Source organism: Uliginosibacterium flavum, from assembly GCF_040566545.1.
Taxonomy (GTDB): domain Bacteria; phylum Pseudomonadota; class Gammaproteobacteria; order Burkholderiales; family Rhodocyclaceae; genus Uliginosibacterium; species Uliginosibacterium flavum.
The window spans coordinates 107274-125586 of record NZ_JBEWZI010000007.1 but is presented as its reverse complement, the minus strand read 5'-3'; the positions used below and the strand labels follow the sequence as shown (position 1 = coordinate 125586).

Genomic DNA, 18313 nt, shown 5'->3' with positions numbered 1-18313 from the left:
AGCGGGCTGAAGTTCAGGTGACATTGTGCCGTCAACTGCAAAGACCACAGCAAAAACTGTATGGAAGGGTGCGGCGATGAGTGAGACCAGCGACCGGCGTGCGGCGTTCAGCGCCGCCATCGAAAAAGAATTGAAAGCGGGCGAACTGGTATTCCCGACCAGCATGCAGGCGGCCGTGAAAATCCGCCGCGCGCTGGAGCAGCCCGATTCCAGCCTGTCCTCGGTCTCCAAGGTGATCAGCCTGGAGCCGCTGCTGTCGGTGAAGCTGCTGCGCATGGCCAACTCGGTGTTCTTCAATCCCAGCGGGGTCGAGGTCACCGACGTGCAGCGCGCGCTGATGCGCGTCGGTGTGAATAACGCACGCACCCTGGCTTTGGCGGTGATCGGCGATCAGCTCGCCACGGCCAGTGAGTTCGCCCCGGTCTGGCGTCTCGCTGATCAGCTCTGGCGCCACTCGCTGGATGTGGCCTCGCTGGCCTATTCGGTGTCCATTTCGCTGGAAAGTCCGCAGCCCGACACCGCTTTGCTGGCCGGCATGGTGCATGACATCGGCCAGTTTTACCTGCTCTCACGGGTACACGATTTCCCGGAACTGCTGGAAGAACAGAGCGAGATGGCCGACTTCATTCTCTACTGGGATCGCCGCGTGAGCCAAGCCGTGCTGCGCTCGCTCGGGACGCCGGAGCTCATTACCGAGGCGCTGGATGAGCAGGAGGAATGCTCTGGCAGCTGGCCTCCGCGCAAGCTCTCCGACATCCTGTTTCTCGCCAACTCAGCGGCCGGTACACCGAACCCCTTCAGCACCATCTCGCTTGAAGAGCAGATCGCGCGGCGCCAGGAAGCCTTCGAAGGCGTCGAGCACGAAACCGTCAATCGCCTGCTGGACGAGGCGCGCGTGCGCAGGGCTGCGGCGATGGCGATGTTGACGGCGTGAATTCGGGAACTGGGGACTGGGTATTCGGGACTGGGAAGGTCAAAGGCGGGGCGGGTGTCGCAAGTCGCAAGTCGCAAGTCGCAAACCCTTGCGCGGGCCCGAACGGCTCCCTCTCCCTGGCAGGGAGAGGGCTGGGGAGATGGTCGGCTAGTGACCCTCATCCAGACTCGTTGTACGGCCTTTATGCTCCGAAACTCGCCACGGGCAGGCCTCTTCAGCATGCCATCCTGCAGATCAAGGCTGCGCGCGGCTCTTCAGGCTGCCTTGGTTCAGGAATGAATCATCCTGATACACCCGCGCCAGCAACTGGCTGAAGGCGGAGACGCGTTCCGGCGGGGTCGGGTTCAGCACTTTCTGTTCCTGCAATACCGCGATCAGCTTGGCGGGCGCCACGCGCTTGTCGCCAACGATCTCGACGTGGCCAGCCAGGACCTCCACGCGTTGCGCACGGCTATCGCTTTCCACCAGCGCATTGCGCTGTTCGGCCAGCGAAAAAATGTCGTCATTTTCCACGCAGCGAGCACCGTCAAAGCGCCGGCAACTGCCACGTTCGTCGGTGTCGATCTTGAGGTAGCGGCTGACTTGCGGCACGAGTTGGCCGGGCTGGCGGATGAAGCGCGAGGAATAGGTGATGTCCGACCACTTCGAGCCGGTGACCAGATGGCAGGTCGCTGGCAACACCCCGAGACTCAGGACATGCAGCCAGTCGCGCCCGCAGGTCTTGGCGGCGGCAATGCCGTCGAAGGGGCCGGAGACGGTGACCAGACGCAGATCCGTCTCACGCTCAGCTGGAGCAAGGGCCAGCAAGGTGAGCGCGCGGCGCGAGATCAGCGCGCCCTGGCTGTGGCCGATCACCGTAATCTGTGGTGAATGGGTTTGTTCGGTCAGCTGGTTCAGCGCGCGGCGCAGCCCGGTCGCACTCTCGGTCAGACCGGCGCGATCGTCGTAGGTGAAGCAAGCCGTCTGCTGACCGTGAAAGGCCAGTACCTGCGCCATGCCGCGAAAATTGCCGGAGGAGCCGAAGCAGCCATGCACCAGTACATTCACCGGCTGGCTGGCATCCAGCCGCAGGCTGCGATCCGGGCTGTCCGTGCAGGGGCCGAGGCCGGGGATGTTCAGCGTCACGTCCGGCGCGGGCAGGCGCCCCGACTCGATCTCGTAATAGTCCGGATTCGGCGCTTCAAGCGTGGCGCAGCCGGTGAGCAGGGCGACGAGGCAGAGAACGGTAATGATGCGTTGCATGGCAGGCCTCGATCCGGATCGGGAGATCTGCAGTTTAACGGCATTTCCCGGCCCGGGCTGGTGTGTCCGTTGGGGCTGTGCGCAAAAGAAAAAAGGCCGGATGATCGGCCCTTTTGCGGGATGACGCCGAGATGCTGCTTAATAGGCCAGCGTCTTGCCGGTCAGACGCTCGTAGGCTTCCACATACTTGGCGCTGGTCTTGGCGATGATGTCGGCCGGCAGACGCGGGCCGGGAGCGGTCTTGTCCCAGTCCAGGGTTTCCAGATAGTCGCGCACGAACTGCTTGTCGAAGGACGGCGGCGAAATGCCTTCGGCGTAGCTGTCGGCGGGCCAGAAACGCGAGGAATCGGGCGTCAGCGCCTCGTCGATCAGGTGCAGGACGCCGGCGGCATCCAGACCGAATTCGAACTTGGTGTCGGCGATGATGATGCCGCGCTCGGCCGCGAAATCGCGCGCTTCCGAATACAGCTGGATGGCGGCGTCGCGGGTCTTGGCGGAAAGCTCTTCGCCCATCAGCGCCACGCATTGAGCGTAGTCGATGTTTTCGTCGTGCTCGCCTTGTTCGGCCTTGGTCGAAGGTGTGAACAGCGGCTGCTCCAGCTTGGCCGCCTGCTGCAGGCCCACCGGCAGGGTGATGCCGCAGACCTGACCTGTCTTCTGATAATCCTTCCAGCCCGAACCGATGATGTAGCCGCGCACCACGGCTTCGATCGGCAGCGGTTTGAGGCGTTTGACCACCAGCGCACGGCCGCGCACCTGATCGCGCTCGTTCGGCGCCACAATGTCTTCAGGCGCAATGCCGGTGAGCTGGCCGGGCAGGATGTGGCTCAGCTTGTCGAACCAGAACAGCGCGGTCTGCGTCAGCACCACGCCCTTGAGCGGGATCGCATCCGGCAGGATCACGTCGAAGGCGGACAGGCGATCCGAGGTGACGATCAGCAACTTGTCGTCATCCACCGCGTAGATGTCGCGCACCTTGCCGCGCGCGAGCAGGGGCAGGCTGGTGATGGAAGATTCGTAGAGGGCTTGGCTCATTGCGGTAAAACTCCGGGGCAGGGAATTGGGAATTGGGAACTGGGAACTCGGGACTGGGAACAACAGGCCCGGCGCCGAGGGTTTCCCCAGTTCCGAGTTCCCAGTTCCCAATACCGGATTTATTGTGCGGGCGGCGTATAGCCCGTGGCGGCATCGGCGCCGGCGCCGAAGAAATGGCGATCCATCTGTTCGGCCAGATATTTGCGGGCCTTCGGGTCCATCAGGTTCAGGCGGTTTTCGTTGATCAGCATGGTCTGATGCTTGATCCACTGTTGCCAGGCTTCCTTGGAGACGTTCTCCCAGAGCTTCTTGCCCATCTCGCCCGGAACGGGCGGAAAGTCGAGGCCCTCGGCTTCGACACCGAGCTTGATGCACTTGACCATTCTTGCCATGGCGGGAATTCCTGTGTTGCGTTAGGGAGGCGTGATTGTAGAGGAAAGCGGCGCGGGCGAGGGGGGCTCTGTAGAACCGCTCTGGGTGGGGATGTGCGGGGTGTTTGCTTGCGAAGACCCGCCAGAGGCGGCTCTTCAGGAGGGCTGGTTTAACCCAAATTTCAGTGATTTTCCGGATTAATTCCATGCTTTGGGTGGGCGCATTGCGCTGGACGCTTCGGCGTCCGTGCAGTGCGCCACCGGCTGCGGTTTCGCAGGCGGGCCTATCAGGCACGGTCCGCAGAAGAGCAAGTCTGGGCGCGGTTATTCAGGCTGCCATCGATGCTCATCGCGAATTGCGCCCTACGTGTTGCCGGGTCAGAGGGCTGCGTCACGTAAACAATCCCACACACGAAATCCCTCCGCATTTGCCGCGCGAGCGAGTTTTTTGTCGGCGGTGATCAAAATCGGTTTCGAGTCTCCCGTATATCGCGAAAACGCCCCACGCCTAAGCGTTACGAGCTGAAAAGAGTCCGACACATCAAGATCGTATTTTTTGGCGAGATCTTCTACTTCGTTAAAGACATCACGTTTCGATATTCCGATGTCGTCGATTTGCAAGGAGCGTTCGCGTATATGGCCCATCAACTCTTCGCAAGCGGCAAAATAGTTTTCTTGGGAAAGTTCTTTTCGCAAATACTTGATTTTGAATGCTCCCAGTGTTTCCGCAAAACAGACCGATGTTGTCGAAAAGACGGGATGCTTATTTACGTACTCGCGTAGAACCTGACTTCCATCTTCATCGACGAAATATTTCACGATGGCTGAAGCGTCGAGATAGTGCGTTCGTATGTCGGCCATGGCGGGCTCCTAAACGAATGAGGGACGCTATGACTGTAGCTCCTGAAATCGAGATGGGTAGTTGGATTTGCGCAGGGCGGGAACGAATTGTCGGGATTCTCCGCCGTGCTCATCCGGCGCAATTCGCCTTGCTCATTGACGCCCTATTTCGGCGTCGCCTGCCCGTTCTTCTTCCGCAGCGGATCAAGCAGCCCGCGCAGGTCGTTGTGATCCAGCTCGTAGATCAGCTCCAGCAACTGGCCGATCTCGCCTTTGGGGAAGCCTTCGCGGGCGAACCAGCCGAGGTAGTGGCCGGGCAGGTCGGCCATGAGCCGTCCTTTGTATTTGCCGAAGGGCATTTCGCGGGTGAGGAGTTTTTCGAGATGTTCGGGCGTCATCGGACGGGTATTTTCATGCGGATAACGGGATTGCGACAGGCCTGCCTGTAGAGCCGCACGGGGCGGCGCTGTGCAGCATGCCAGTCTGCGCAGGCAAGGCGCAGCGCGGCTCTGCAAGGGGTGCTTATTTTTTTCCGCCCACCACCACCGTGACCAGACTCTCCGGCTTCACGTAGCGCGCAAACGCGGCGCGGATCTGCTCCAGCGTGACGGCCTGAACGCGCGCGGGGTAAGTGTCCAGCGAGTCGAGCGGGCGTTTGTAGAAGCCGATGTCGGCCACCTGGGCGAGGATCTTGCGATTGTTGTCCAGATGCAGGGCGAAGCTGTTGATGAGATTCGCCTTGGCGGCCTGCAACTCAACTTCGGTCGGACCTTCCTGGAGGAATTTGCTGAGCGTGGCGTTGACCACGGCGAGCGCTTCGTCGGCTTGCTCAGCCTTGGTTTCCAGGCCGATCTGGAACAGGCCCTGACTGGCGGCCGGGGCGAAGTAGCTGTAGATGCTGTAGGCCAGCCCGCGCGCATCGCGCACCTCTTTCATCAGGCGTGAATTGAAGCCGCCACCGCCCAGCGTGTAGTTGCCAACGGCCAGCGCCATGGCGTCCGGGTCGTTGCGCTTGATGGTCGGCAGGCCGATGGCGATGTGGGCCTGACTGGCGGGGTTGGCGATGTGGGTGATGCCACCCTTGGGCAGGCTGGCGTCGGGCAGGGAGGAGGGGGCGCTGCCGAGGGGCAGGTCGGCGACCAGATCGTTGGCGATGCGCTCGGCCTGCTCGCGTGTCAGATCACCGACCAGGGTGACCTGTGCCGCGCGGGCGGTGTAGGTGCGGTGGTGGAAATCGACCAGCGCCTGCCGAGAGAGCCGCTTCAGGTCTGCTTCTTCCGTGACCCTGCCGTAAGGATGGCTGCCATAGGCGTTCTGCGCGAAGCGCTTGCCGAGAATGGCGCCGGGCTGGGTTTGCGACTCGCGCAGCTCGGCGATGGCGCGGGCGCGCTCGCGTTCGAGCACGGCTTGTGGAAACTGAGGCTGGGCGAGGATCTGGCGCAGCAGGCCGAGCGCCTCATCGCGTTCAGCTGGCGAGCTGAGCACGCGCAGGCCGAGGCTGGCGCGATCCGCGTCGACGCCGCCGCCGAGCTGGGCGCCGACATCGGCGAAGCGGTCGGCAATGGCATTTTCATCCAGTGCTGCCTTGCCCTTGCCGATGCCCGCATCGAGCAGGCCGTGGGTCATGGAGGCAATCGCCGGAGCGGACGCGCGCGCTGAACCGGCAGCGAAATCCACCTGCACGTCAAGCATCGGCAGATTGTGATCTTCAACGAAGAACACGCGCGTGCCCTGCGGGCTGGTCCAGTGCTGGATCGGCACCGCGGCCTGGGCGGTGAATGAGCCAAGGGTGAGAGCGAGGCAAGCAAAAAGGGTCTTCATGGGGCGTCCTGTTGCATCGTAGGTCGGGCTTCAGCCCGACGGCAATTTTTGCGAAGTGGCGTTGTCGGGCTGAAGCCCGACCTACGAAACCGGTCAGTATTTGAAATTCGGCGCAGTTTTTGGCGCCTTGGGGTCGATGGGCAGCGGCACAAGATCGGCCACGGTCAGGGTGTCGTCGCTGAGCAGCTGTTTGGCGACGGCCTGCACTTCGGCGGCGCTGACGCTGCGCAGTTGCTCGAACATTTTGTCCTCGTCGCGCCAGGACAGGCCCAGCACTTCGAGCCCGCCGATCTGCATGGCCTGACCCATTTGCGAATCGCGCGCGAAGACTTTGCTGGCGACCAGCTGGGCCTTGATGCGGCGCAGCTCGGTTTCCGTCACGCCGTGGGTGGCGATCTTGCCGATTTCGCCGCGCAAGGCAGCTTCCAGCTGGGTGATGCTGACGCCTTTGCTGGGCACGCCTTCCAGCATGAACAGGCTCTGCTGGCCGCGTGAAATCGCCTCGTAACCCGCGCCGGCTGAGACCGCCAGCTTGCGTTCCTTGACCAGCGAGCGCGAGATGCGCGCGCCGTCGTAACCGTCGAGTACTGCCGCCAATATCTGCAAGGCATAAGCTTCGCGACTGACGGGCGTCTTTCCCTCCAGATCGCTCAGCGCGGGCGCACGCCAGGCCAGCATCAGGTAAGGCAGCTCGGCTGGGGCCTTGACCGTGACGCGGCGGATGCCGGTTTGCGCGGGTTCTTTCTGCAACTTGCGAGTCGGCAGGTTGCGCGACGGAAGCTGGCCGTAGGTGGCCGCGGCCTGCTTGAAGACGGTTGCGTGATCGACGTCACCGACAACGACCAGCGTCGCATTGTTCGGCCCGTACCAGCGCGCATACCAGTCGCGCAGGTCCTGCGCCGTCATGTTGTCCAGATCCGGCATCCAGCCGATCACCGGGCGGCCGTAGGGGTGGGCGTGATACACCGTGCCCATCAGGGCCTCGTAGGCCTTGGCGCGCGGCTGGTCGTCGGTGCGCATGCGCCGCTCTTCCTTGATGACGGCGATTTCCTTGGCGAAAAGTTCGTCATCCACGCGCAGATTGGCCATGCGGTCGGCTTCCAGTGCCATCATCGCGCCCAGCTGCGCGGCGGGAATCTGCTGGAAGTAGGCGGTGTAATCCTGACTGGTGAAGGCGTTGTCCTGGCCGCCAGCTGCAGCGACCAGCTTGTTGAATTCGCCGGGGCCGTGCAGCGCCGTGCCCTTGAACATCATGTGTTCCAGCGCGTGCGCCACGCCGGTGGTGGCGTTGAATTCGTCCAGACTGCCGACGCGATACCAGACCATGTGGGTGACAGTTGGGGCGCGGTGATCTTCCTTGACCACGATCTTCAGGCCGTTGGGCAGTGTGGTTTCGAAGGGGTTGGCGGCTGCGGACAGGCTGGCAAGCAGGGCCAGGCCGAACAGGGCAGGTTTGAGCAGGGGGATCAAGCGCATCTGATAAACTTCCTCGCTGTTTTCAATGGCCGACGCACCCGCGTCGAGCCGGCATCATAGACCCAAGCCCCCCATGTTTAGTTTCTTCAAAAAGTCCGAAACACCCGCCGAGCCCGTTGCGGCCCCTGTTGCCGCCCAGGAAGAAAAGGCGCCACGCTCCTGGCTGGAGCGCCTGAAAGCCGGCCTGTCGCGCACCAGCGCGAGCATTGGCGACGTGTTCTCGCGCCGCAAGATCGACGACGAGCTGCTCGAAGAACTGGAAGCTACCTTGCTGATGGCCGATTGCGGCGTGGATGCCACGCTGACCTTGCTGGCCGAGCTGCGCCGGCGCTGGAAACACGAGAAGCTGGAAACCGGCGATCAGCTGCGCGCCGCGCTGGCCGAAGGATTGACCAAGTTGCTTACGCCGCTGCAACAGCCGCTGGTGCTCAGCGAACACAAGCCCTACATCATCATGCTGGTCGGCGTGAATGGCGCAGGCAAAACGACTTCCATCGGCAAGCTGGCGAACCATTTTCAGCAGCAGGGCAAGAGCGTGCTGCTGGCGGCCGGCGACACCTTTCGCGCGGCGGCGCGTGAGCAGCTGATCGAATGGGGCGATCGCAATAATGTCAGCGTGATCGCGCAGGAAGGCGGCGATCCGGCCGCCGTAGCCTTCGATGCGATCAGCGCTGCGCGCGCGCGCAATATCGACGTGGTGATGGTGGACACCGCCGGGCGCTTGCCGACGCAGATGCACCTGATGGACGAAATCGCCAAGGTGCGCCGCGTGGTGAGCAAGGCCGAGCCGAGTGGTCCGCATGAGGTATTGCTGGTGCTCGATGGCAATGTCGGCCAGAACGCGCTGGCCCAGCTCAAGGCTTTCGACAAGGCGGTAGGCGTCACCGGCCTGATCGTTACCAAGCTGGACGGCACCGCCAAGGGCGGCGTTATCGCGGCGATTGCGCGTACTCATCCCAAGCCCTTGCGCTTCATCGGCGTGGGCGAGGGCATCGAAGATTTGCAGCCCTTCGTCGCAATGGAGTATGTTGATGCCTTGTTGTCGACCGGTAACAGCGGTTCGGCTGAAGGTGTCTAACTCTATGAAGGAAACATCATGGGCGTGCGCAGCAAGCTGTTGGCAGGGATCGTGGCGATGAGCGCGATCGGTGGCGTAATGGCGGCAAATCTGGATTTCCAGAAAACCGGTGTCGGTAAGGACAATCTGCCGGTGATGGCCGCGCAGATCAAATCGCGCCTGACTTTTCCGCTGGCCTGGAATGCACAGGTCAAGGATCTGGCCGCCTGGCGCAAGACCGGCGTGGCCAAGCTCTGGGATCTCACCGCGCAGGCGCCGGACAAAACCGCGTTCGATGCACAGGTGCTCGACGAAGTGGATCGCGGCAGCTATGTCGCGCGCAAGATCGTTTTCAACCTGACAGCCGACAGCCGCGTGATGGGCCTGCTGCTGGTGCCCAAGGGCAAAGGCCCGTTCCCGGCGGCGGTGATGTATCACGACCACGGTTCGAAATTTGATATCGGCAAGGAAAAATGGATCGAGCCCTGGGGCGACGACGCGCAACTGAGCTCTGCCAAAGGCTGGGCCAAGCGCTTCTTCACCGAACGTTTCCCCGGCGATGAACTGGCCAAACGCGGCTATGTGGTCTTCGCCACCGATGCGCTGGGCTGGGGTGATCGCGCCGGCATGACCTATGAAGCGCAACAGGCATTGGCCGCGAATTTCATCAACATGGGTAGTTCGCTGGCCGGTTTGATGGCCCTCGAAGATGCACGCGCGGCCGAGTTCTTGGCGAGCCTGCCGGAAGTGAACAAGAAGCAGGTGGCCGCTGTCGGTTTCTCGATGGGCGCCTTCCGCGCCTGGCAGGCTGCGGCATTGAGCGATGCAGTGACGGCTTCGGTGGCCGTTAACTGGATGGCCACCACCGATGGCCTGATGGTGTCGGGCAATAATCAGCTGCGCGGCGGCTCGGCCTGGCAGATGACGCATCCCGGCATGCAGCGCTATCTCGATTATCCGGACGTCGCCAGTCTGGCCGCGCCGAAACCGATGCTGGTGTTTGCCGGCGAGAAGGACACGCTGTTCCCGCTCGACTCCGTCAACGCCGCGTTTGGCAAGATGGGCAAGGTGTGGGGTGCCTGGAAGGCGGCTGACAAGTTTGAAACCAAAGTCTGGCCCGGCGGCCACGTATTCCTGCAGGAACAGCAGGAGTTTGCTTACGACTGGCTGGATCGGCAGTTTGGCGTGAAGCGCTGAGTCGCAAGTCGCAAGTCGGAGGGCGCCGGTTGGCGCCCTTTTCTTTGCTTGCTCGCAAAGCCGCGCTGCGCTTGGGCCTGCAGCCATGCATGCCGAAGAGGCAATCCCGGTGCGGCTCTTCGGGCGAGCCTCCTGTTTGTGCCTGAAAGCCCGAAACCGCCCCACTTGCGGCTAAACTCGCTGCTTACCTCTCAGTCGGCAAGCCCCTTTCATGATCCGTTTCGAACGAGTGAGCAAACGTTACGCTGGTGGCCACGATGCCCTGGCGGACGTGAGCTTTGAAATCCGCCATGGCGAGTTGCTGGTGCTGGCCGGCCATTCCGGGGCGGGCAAGAGCACGCTGATCAAGCTGATTGCCGGGCTGGAAAAGCCCACCGCGGGCAAGGTCTGGGTCAGTGGCCAGGATGTCGGCACTCTGCGCCCCAATCAGTTGCCCTATCTGCGCCGCAGCCTGGGGCTGGTGATGCAGGAGCATCGTCTGCTGAACGATCGCAGTGTGTTCGACAACGTGATGCTGCCCCTGCTGGTGACCGGCTATCCGCCGCGCGATGCAGCCAAACGCGTGCGCGTGGCACTGGAAAAAGTCGGCATGGGCGAGTTCGAAAAATCCATGCCGCTGACCCTCTCCGGCGGCGAGCAGCATCGCGTGGCGATTGCCCGCGCCATCGTCAATCGGCCCTCGGTGCTGATTGCCGACGAGCCGACCGCCCACCTCGATCCGGCCTATGCGCGCGAGATCGCCGCGCTGTTCCGTTCTTTCCACGCCGCTGGTGTCACCATTCTGCTGGCCACGCATGACGAGACCCTGTTCTCGCCCTACGGCGCACGCCGCATCGAACTCGCCAAGGGGAGGTTGCAAGCATGAGCCTGTCCCTCCTGCCCCACGGCATGGCCCTGCGTCAGGCGCGCCTGCGCCTGACCGCCAAGCCGCTGAATACACTGCTCTCCGCGCTGGTTGTGGCGATTGCCCTGACGCTACCGGCACTCGGCTATGTGCTGATCGACAATCTCGCCAGTCTTGCCAACGGCATGAGCGGCAAGCCCGAGATCAGCGTTTTTCTGAAAAAGGAGGTCGCTGCCGAGCAGATCCAGGTCATCGAGAACCGTCTGCGTGCCGACAAGCGCATCACCGCGATCCGTTTCATCGGGCGTGATGCGGCACTCAAGCAACTCGCGGCGCGCGGTGGTTTCGCCGACGTGACCGGCGCCTTGAGCGACAACCCCTTGCCGGACGCTTTCATCCTGGAGCCGGGGGGCGAAGATCCGAAAGTTTTTGAGGCGATCCGCGCCGGCCTGCTGGCCATGCCCGAGGTGCTGCACGTGCAGCTCGATTCCGCCTGGGTGGAGCGCCTGCATGCGGCGGTTGAACTCGGTCGCTGGGTCGCGTTGCTGCTGGCCGGCTTGCTCGGCGCGGCGCTGATGATCGTTACCTTCAACACCATCCGTCTGCAGATCCTGACCCAGCGCCACGAGATCACCGTGAGCCTGCTGCTGGGGGCTACGCGCAGTTTCGTGCGCCGGCCCTTCCTGTATTTCGGTTTCCTGCAGGGCCTGCTTGGTGGCGTACTGGCCTGGGGCATGGTGCAGGGTCTGGTGTGGCTGATCGCGCCGCGCGTACAGGCGCTGGCGCAGGCCTACAGCATCGTCGTCGATCTGCGCGGGCCGGGCGTCGGGCAAATCCTCGCCTTGCTGGCGTTTGCCTCTGTGCTTGGCTGGTTGGGCGCCGGATTATCGGTGCACCGTCACCTGCACGATGGGGCGGTTGATTGAAATTTTTTGGCCGGGCTTGTTAGGCTGACGCGTTTGCTGATCGGTATACGCGTATTGCGAAAGTTTGCTCGTCGTACTAAGTTGCGAGCAGATTTTCGACAGGCTCCCCTGCCGGTCTTGTAGTGACAAAAACAATAGTTCGTCTGATGTGCCGCTGGACCCGTCGCCGGATCACCTGCTGCGGGAAACTACCAAAGGAGACCCTGATGATCCGTTTCACTACCCGTCGCACCGTTCTGGCCGTTCTGGCCGCAGTTTCCACGCTCGCTGCATTGCCGGCCTTCGCTTCGAAGGACAAGCCGGTGATCGGTTTCTCCATCGACGATCTGCGCGTCGAGCGCTGGGCGCGGGATCGCGACTATTTCGTCGAAGCCGCCAAGGCCCTCGGCGCCGAGGTGAACGTGCAGTCGGCTGACGCCAACGAGCAGCGCCAGCTCTCGCAGATCGAGAACCTGATCGCCAAGAAGGTCGATGTGATCGTGATCGTGCCTTTCAATTCCAAGGTGCTGACCAATGCCATCAAGGATGCCAAGAAGGCCGGCATCAAGGTCGTGTCCTATGACCGTCTGATCCTCAATGGTGACGTCGACGCCTACATTTCCTTCGACAACGAACGCGTCGGCGCGCTGCAGGCCGAAGGCATGGTCAAGGCCGTGCCCAAGGGCAGCTATTACCTGCTTGGCGGGGCGCCCACCGACAACAATGCCAAGCTGCTGCGCGCAGGGCAGATGAAAGTCCTCAAGCCTTTCGTCGACAAGGGCGAGATCAAGATCCTCGGCGACCAGTGGGTCAAGGACTGGAGCCCGGAAGAGGCGCTCAAGATCACCGAGAACGTGCTGACCAAGAATGCCAACAAGATCGACGCGATCATCGCCTCGAACGATGGCACGGCGGGCGGCGTGGTGCAGGCGCTGGCCGCGCAGAAACTGGCCGGCAAGGTGGCCGTGTCCGGGCAGGATGCCGAGCTGGCTGCGGTCAAGCGCGTGATCGCCGGCACCCAGACCCTGACCGTTTACAAGCCGCTCAAGCTGATCGCAGCAGAGGCCGCCAAGCTGGCTGTGCAACTGGTCAAGGGCGAGAAACCGGCCTACAACGCGCAACTCGACAATGGCATGAAGAAGGTCGACTCACTGCTGCTGACCCCGACCACCATCACCAAGGCCAACGTGGATCTGCTGGTGACGGACAAGTTCTTCACCAAGGAGCAGTTGGGAATCAAGTAAGTCTGAGCTGGCGTGTGATGATGACGGCGGGTTACGCGGCGAGCCGCTAACCTGCCCTACGAGCCATGATCTTGAAAAGGGGTGCCTGAAGACCGGCGCCCCGCCTGCCTCTCGCGGCATGCATGCTGCAGAGGAAAGCTGCAAGCGGCTCCTGGAGGATGTGTGGCCGAATATCTGCTCCAAATGCAGGGCATCGTCAAAGCCTTCTCCGGCGTGAAGGCGCTGGACGGCATCGATCTGGCCGTGCGCCCGGGCGAATGCGTCGGTCTGTGCGGCGAGAACGGCGCCGGCAAGTCGACCCTGATGAAAGTCCTCTCCGCCGTGTATCCGTATGGCACCTGGGAAGGCAACATCCTGTGGGATGGCAAACCCCTGCGCGCGCGCAACATCCGCGAAACCGAGGCGGCCGGCATCGTCATCATCCATCAGGAATTGATGCTGGTGCCGCACCTGTCGGTAGCCGAGAACATCTTCCTCGGCAATGAAATTACCGGGCTCGGCGGTGTGCTCAATTATTCCGCGATGTATCAGCGCGCAGCCGAGTTGATGGCCGAGCTGAAGATGCCCGAAGTGAATGTCGCTTTGCCCGTGTCGCAATACGGCGGTGGTCATCAGCAATTGATCGAAATTGCCAAGGCCTTGAACAAGAAGGCGCGTCTGCTGATCCTTGACGAGCCGACCTCCTCGCTCACCAAGACCGAGACGGCGATCCTGCTCGACATCATCTTGGCGCTGAAGAAAAAAGGCGTGGCCTGCGTGATGATTTCGCACAAGCTCGACGAGATCGCCGCCGTGTGCGACAGCATCAGCGTGATCCGTGACGGCACGCATGTGGCGACGCGGCCGATGGGCGATTTGTCGGTCGATCAGATCATCACCCTGATGGTCGGGCGTGAGATCAAGAACCTGTTTCCGCGTGAAGAACATTTCATCGGCGAGGTGATCTTCGAGGCGCGCAATGTCACCTGTTTCGACGTCGACAACCCGGCGCGCAAGAAGGTCGACAACATCTCCTTCAAGCTGCGCAAGGGCGAAATCCTCGGCGTGGCCGGCTTGGTTGGCGCCGGGCGCACCGAGTTGGCGATGGCCATCTTCGGCTGCTATCCGGGCCGTTACGAGGCGACCGTGGTGCTGGATGGCCAGGTGCTGAAAATAGATTCGCCGCAGGCCGCCGTCCAGGCCGGCCTGTGTCTGGTGCCGGAAGATCGCAAGCGCCACGGCATCGTGCCCTTGCTCGGCGTGGGCTACAACATCACCCTGTCGGTGCTGCAGAAATTCAGCAAGTACGGCGTCATCGACGAGGCGGCCGAGATGCAGACCATCGAGCAGATGATCAGCCGCATGCGCATCAAGACCGCTACGCCGCTGCTGCCGATTCAAGGTCTGTCTGGCGGCAACCAGCAGAAGGCCGTGCTGGCCAAGATGCTGTTGCCGCAACCGCGCGTGCTGATCCTCGATGAGCCAACGCGCGGTGTGGATGTGGGTGCCAAGTACGAGATCTATAAGCTGATGATGGAGCTGGTCAAGGAAGGCATGTCCATCATCATGGTCAGTTCCGAGTTGCCGGAAGTGCTGGGCGTCAGCGACCGTGTGCTGGTCATTGGTGAAGGCCAGCTGCGCGGCGATTTCGTCAATGACGGTTTGACGCAGGAAACCGTGATGGCGGCGGCGATCGGCAAGGCCGATGCCGAAGTACTGAGTGCTGTGTTCTGAGGATTGAGTAAACCCAAAAGCTGCCGCGTTACTGCGGTGGAGACTATTCCAGAAATTCATAAGGCATGGCGAAATGACGATTCTCCGCGATATTCAGCAGGTCTTCTCCCGCTACAAGATCCTCGCCCTGCTGCTGGCGATTGCCGCGATCTGGTCTTTCTTCACCTGGCAGAGTGACGGCGCCTTCCTGACCTCGCGTAACTTTGCCAACCTGCTGCGCCAGATGGCGATCACCGGCATGCTCGCCTCCGGCATGGTCTTCGTGATCATCGCCGGCGAGATTGATCTGTCGGTCGGCTCGCTGCTCGGCCTGTTGGGTGGTGTGGCGGCGGTGCTCGATACGTCCTTCCATCTGCCGGTGGCGCTGAATTTTGCCATCGTGCTGGCGCTGGGTTTGCTGCTGGGCTTGTTCAACGGTTACTGGGTGGCCTATCTGCGCGTGCCGTCCTTCATCGTCGGTCTGGCCGGCATGCTGATCTTTCGCGGCATCCTGCTGGCGGTCACGAATGGCTCGACGATTGCCATCGAATCCGAGGGTTTCGTCGCGTTTGGTCAGAGCTATCTGCCGGTGGTGGCGGGCTATGTGCTGGGTGCGGCCCTGTTCGTGTTGCAGGGCGTGTTGATGTGGCGCAGCCGCGCGAATCGCCAGCGTTACCAGCTGGCCGTACCGCCGCTGTGGCAGGAGGCGGTCAAGCTGATCGTCATCGGTCTGATCATCGGCGGATTTGTCGAAGCCCTGAATAGTTACGAAGGCATCCCGCTGCCGGTGTTGATCATGCTGGTGATCCTCGGCGGCTTCTCCTTTTTGGCGCGCAATACCGTCTTCGGCCGGCGCATCTACGCGGTCGGCTCCAATCTGGAGGCGACGCGTTTATCCGGCGTGAATACGCGCCTGGTGAAGATGGCCCTGTTTGGCCTGATGGGCCTGATGTGCGCGCTGGCTGGCCTGACCAACACGGCGCGCATGGCCGCTGGCTCGCCGTCCTCGGGCAACATGGGCGAACTGGACGCCATCGCCTCCTGCTTCATCGGTGGCACCTCGATGCGCGGCGGCTCCGGCACCGTGCTCGGCGCCATCATCGGTGCGCTGATCATGGCGAGTCTTGACAATGGCATGTCCATGCTCAGCGTGGAGAGCTACTGGCAGATGATCGTCAAGGGCTCGATCCTGTTGCTGGCGGTGTGGATCGACGTGATGTCGGGCAGCAGCGAGCGGTGATCTAGAAGATTTTTCCAAAAGCCAAAGGGCCCTGCCGCTTGTGCGGTAGGGCCCTTATTTTTGCTGGGCGGACTTCTTCATAAGCCTGTTCGCGTACTGAAGTCGCGCGCGTAGACCCGAATAGGCGGGGCAGGAAGTGAATAAACGGGCATTGTCCGTAATGCCGTTATGGTTATGCCAGTATGCGGTTTTGTATGCATATCCACTGAGGGAATTTCCGATGAGACTCACCTTTTCTCGTAAGCGCAGTTACGAAGGACGGCAGCTATTACGTCATGCCATGGATCGTCAAGGGTGCAGCAATGTACACCCTGCACATCAGTGCTGCCAGCGACGGCGCGAGCTGTGTGAACGGTATGAGTAGTTCGGTGCTGTTCGTATCAGGCGAGCTGGTGGTCAAGGAGAGCGTGAAGAGCGTTGTTCCGTCTGGCCGTTTCGGGACGCAGGCGATGCAAGCCACGAGCAACATCCCGAAGCTGTTGAGTGTGCCGACTAGCGCCATGCAAGCCAGTCTGGCGGGGTTGTCTACGCAGGCTAGCGCTGATCCGCGTGATGTGGATATCCAGCAGGCCATGGGTTTGTTGCGTTATGCCAAAGAGCTGATGGCCAGCGGAAAGTATGCCTACGTAGAACCCAATTTCCGCATCGAACGGTTTTCTGCCTTCCCGCCAAATGATCCAAATTACAGCGATCAGGCTTGGCACTACAACCAGATAAACCTTACCGCCGCGATGGCGAAAATTGCCGCAATTGGCACAGGCAGCAACCCTGCACCCGTCGTTGCTGTCATTGACAATGGGGTCAGATCTAGTCACCCCGATCTTCAGGGCCAGATCGTGGACGCCTACACCTTTACCGCCAGCTACACGGGAACTGGAGGCGACGATTACAGGACCGAAGCGGAGTGTCAGTTGCCCGGCAAACTTGACCACTGCGGCCATGGCACCATGGTCGCCGGCGTGGTTGCCGCTAAGGCCAACAATAATTTGTATGGCTCCGGGGTTGCTCCGATGGCGCGGATCATGGCGATCCGTGAAGACGACACGACGGCGCAGTCCGTTCAGGGCATCCTGTACGCGGCGGGACTGCCGAATAGTTCCGGGAAGCTTCCTTCGCACAAGGCGGATGTCATCAACATGAGCTGGGGTTCTGGTGGCGAATGCCCGCAGCAACTGGCAGACGCTATCAGCCAAGCCCGCGCAAACAATGTGCTGGTGGTCGCTGCAGCAGGCAATACCAGAGCGGGAAAGATCACCCCGCCTGTTGTTTCCTCTGTAGCCAGCTGCCCAGGGGTGATTTCCGTGGGTGCTCTCGATATCAGAAAAAACCGGGCTGGCTATTCGGCTTACGGTCCTGGCCTGACGCTTACCGCACCAGGAGGTTATTACGATCACAGGGATAATCTGAATGAAGCCGTATTCACGATTTATTCTGTTCCGAGTATCAATGGATGGATGGACGGGTTCGGGGCAAACTATGGGACCTCATTTTCGGCCCCACACGTCGCCGGTGCGCTGGCCCTGATGCGCTACGTTGCCCCGGGCATCACCGTTGCACAAGTCGATACCTTAATCACCACTGGACGCCTGACCGATGATCTGGGTGTGGCGGGGCGCGATGACGAATTTGGGCAAGGCCTCATCAACGCAAGCAAGGCCGTCAATGAAGCGTATGCCCTCGCGTCCGGCGGCAGCATTCCCGGTGCAGTGGTGCCGCTACCCGCGTCGATCAATTTTGGCAGTGGCATGAGCAGCACCATGCTGAAACTAGCACTTACCGCCAGTAGCAGCGAAACGGTGAGCAGTATCGTTGCCAGCAGTCCGGCTATCACGGTTACGGCCGCCGCTGGCGTCAATGCCACGACAAAACTTGGGGATTACACGATCAGTGTTGACCGCAGGTTATTGCCGCTCGGCTTCAGTTATCTGGTACTGACCGTGACGACCTCGGCACGGACGTTCACTGTGCCCTTGAGTGTAATCAAGCTCTCTATCAGTACCAGCCCAAGCGCCACCGTGGGCGCGGTGTGGGTACGGGCAAGCAACCTTGTTACGGGCACTACGAAGCTGCAGCGTGTCAATGTCAGCGGCGGGCGTTACAGCTGGAGTCTGACGGGTATGACGGGAGGGCTTTGGGTGCTGAGTGCCAGTACGGACCTGAACAATGATGGTGTGTATTGCAATGGGGGCGAAGTTTGCGGTGATTCTCCGGGTAACGGGCAGTCCTTCATGCTTGGAAGCAATTTGACTGGGCTTGATTTCTCGATGGCGCCAACTTTGAATACCGCTGCCACTCCTTGAAGATCCGCCAGCCGCCAGCTTAAAAACCAAGGGGCCTGCCGCTCGCGCGGCAGGCCCCTTGTACATTCTTGCTGGGCGGGCGTCTTCGTATGCCTGTTCGCAGAGTTAAGCCGCG

At 61.5% G+C, this 18313-nt stretch carries 16 protein-coding genes; 9 read left to right on the top strand and 7 right to left on the bottom strand.

What is annotated here, in order from left to right:
- Positions 1-76 precede the first annotated feature (76 nt).
- On the top strand, positions 77-934 hold the full coding sequence (locus tag ABXR19_RS08370; protein WP_354600665.1) for an HDOD domain-containing protein: 858 nt from the start codon (positions 77-79) through the stop codon (positions 932-934).
- A 234-nt stretch (positions 935-1168) separates the two neighbouring features.
- On the opposite strand, the gene ABXR19_RS08365 is transcribed toward ABXR19_RS08370, so the two are convergent.
- The 7 genes from ABXR19_RS08365 to ABXR19_RS08335 form a co-directional block, all read right to left on the bottom strand.
- A complete protein-coding gene (locus tag ABXR19_RS08365) occupies positions 1169-2176 on the bottom strand; it encodes an esterase/lipase family protein (protein WP_354600664.1) in 1008 nt (335 codons plus the stop codon).
- Between the two features lie 138 nt (positions 2177-2314).
- The gene (locus ABXR19_RS08360) at positions 2315-3211 is read right to left on the bottom strand and encodes a phosphoribosylaminoimidazolesuccinocarboxamide synthase (RefSeq protein WP_354600663.1); all 897 of its coding nucleotides are present in this window, start codon (positions 3209-3211) and stop codon (positions 2315-2317) included.
- 119 nt (positions 3212-3330) lie between these two features.
- On the bottom strand, positions 3331-3603 hold the full coding sequence (locus ABXR19_RS08355) for an oxidative damage protection protein (RefSeq protein ID WP_354600662.1): 273 nt from the start codon (positions 3601-3603) through the stop codon (positions 3331-3333).
- A 357-nt stretch (positions 3604-3960) separates the two neighbouring features.
- A complete protein-coding gene (locus tag ABXR19_RS08350; RefSeq protein WP_354600661.1) occupies positions 3961-4443 on the bottom strand; it encodes a type II toxin-antitoxin system VapC family toxin in 483 nt (160 codons plus the stop codon).
- Positions 4444-4586: 143 nt separating this feature from the next.
- On the bottom strand, positions 4587-4820 hold the full coding sequence (locus tag ABXR19_RS08345; RefSeq protein ID WP_354600660.1) for a DUF3820 family protein: 234 nt from the start codon (positions 4818-4820) through the stop codon (positions 4587-4589).
- A 124-nt stretch (positions 4821-4944) separates the two neighbouring features.
- Entirely contained in the window at positions 4945-6243 is a 1299-nt protein-coding gene (locus ABXR19_RS08340) for a M16 family metallopeptidase (RefSeq protein ID WP_354600659.1), read from the bottom strand.
- 93 nt (positions 6244-6336) lie between these two features.
- On the bottom strand, positions 6337-7719 hold the full coding sequence (locus ABXR19_RS08335; protein WP_354600658.1) for a M16 family metallopeptidase: 1383 nt from the start codon (positions 7717-7719) through the stop codon (positions 6337-6339).
- A gap of 73 nt (positions 7720-7792) precedes the next feature.
- On the opposite strand from ABXR19_RS08335, the gene ftsY reads away from it, so the two are divergent.
- The 8 genes from ftsY (at position 7793) to ABXR19_RS08295 (ending at position 18198) form a co-directional block, all read left to right on the top strand.
- A complete protein-coding gene (gene ftsY / locus ABXR19_RS08330) occupies positions 7793-8797 on the top strand; it encodes a signal recognition particle-docking protein FtsY (protein ID WP_354600657.1) in 1005 nt (334 codons plus the stop codon).
- Between the two features lie 18 nt (positions 8798-8815).
- Positions 8816-9973: a dienelactone hydrolase family protein gene (locus ABXR19_RS08325; protein ID WP_354600656.1), complete on the top strand. Its 1158-nt coding sequence runs from the start codon at positions 8816-8818 to the stop codon at positions 9971-9973.
- A 211-nt stretch (positions 9974-10184) separates the two neighbouring features.
- Positions 10185-10838: a cell division ATP-binding protein FtsE gene (locus tag ABXR19_RS08320; RefSeq protein WP_354600655.1), complete on the top strand. Its 654-nt coding sequence runs from the start codon at positions 10185-10187 to the stop codon at positions 10836-10838.
- The gene (gene ftsX / locus ABXR19_RS08315) at positions 10835-11743 is read left to right on the top strand and encodes a permease-like cell division protein FtsX (RefSeq protein WP_354600654.1); all 909 of its coding nucleotides are present in this window, start codon (positions 10835-10837) and stop codon (positions 11741-11743) included. Before ABXR19_RS08320 ends, ftsX begins: the two co-directional genes overlap by 4 nt.
- Before the next feature lie 206 nt (positions 11744-11949).
- On the top strand, positions 11950-12966 hold the full coding sequence (gene xylF / locus ABXR19_RS08310) for a D-xylose ABC transporter substrate-binding protein (protein WP_354600653.1): 1017 nt from the start codon (positions 11950-11952) through the stop codon (positions 12964-12966).
- A 162-nt stretch (positions 12967-13128) separates the two neighbouring features.
- A complete protein-coding gene (locus ABXR19_RS08305; RefSeq protein WP_354600652.1) occupies positions 13129-14679 on the top strand; it encodes a xylose ABC transporter ATP-binding protein in 1551 nt (516 codons plus the stop codon).
- Positions 14680-14752: 73 nt separating this feature from the next.
- Positions 14753-15898 carry a sugar ABC transporter permease gene (locus ABXR19_RS08300; protein ID WP_354600651.1) on the top strand — a complete coding sequence of 382 codons (1146 nt, stop codon included), beginning with the start codon at positions 14753-14755 and terminating at the stop codon, positions 15896-15898.
- Positions 15899-16173: 275 nt separating this feature from the next.
- Positions 16174-18198 carry a S8 family serine peptidase gene (locus ABXR19_RS08295; RefSeq protein WP_354600650.1) on the top strand — a complete coding sequence of 675 codons (2025 nt, stop codon included), beginning with the start codon at positions 16174-16176 and terminating at the stop codon, positions 18196-18198.
- The last annotated feature ends 115 nt before the right edge of the window (positions 18199-18313 follow it).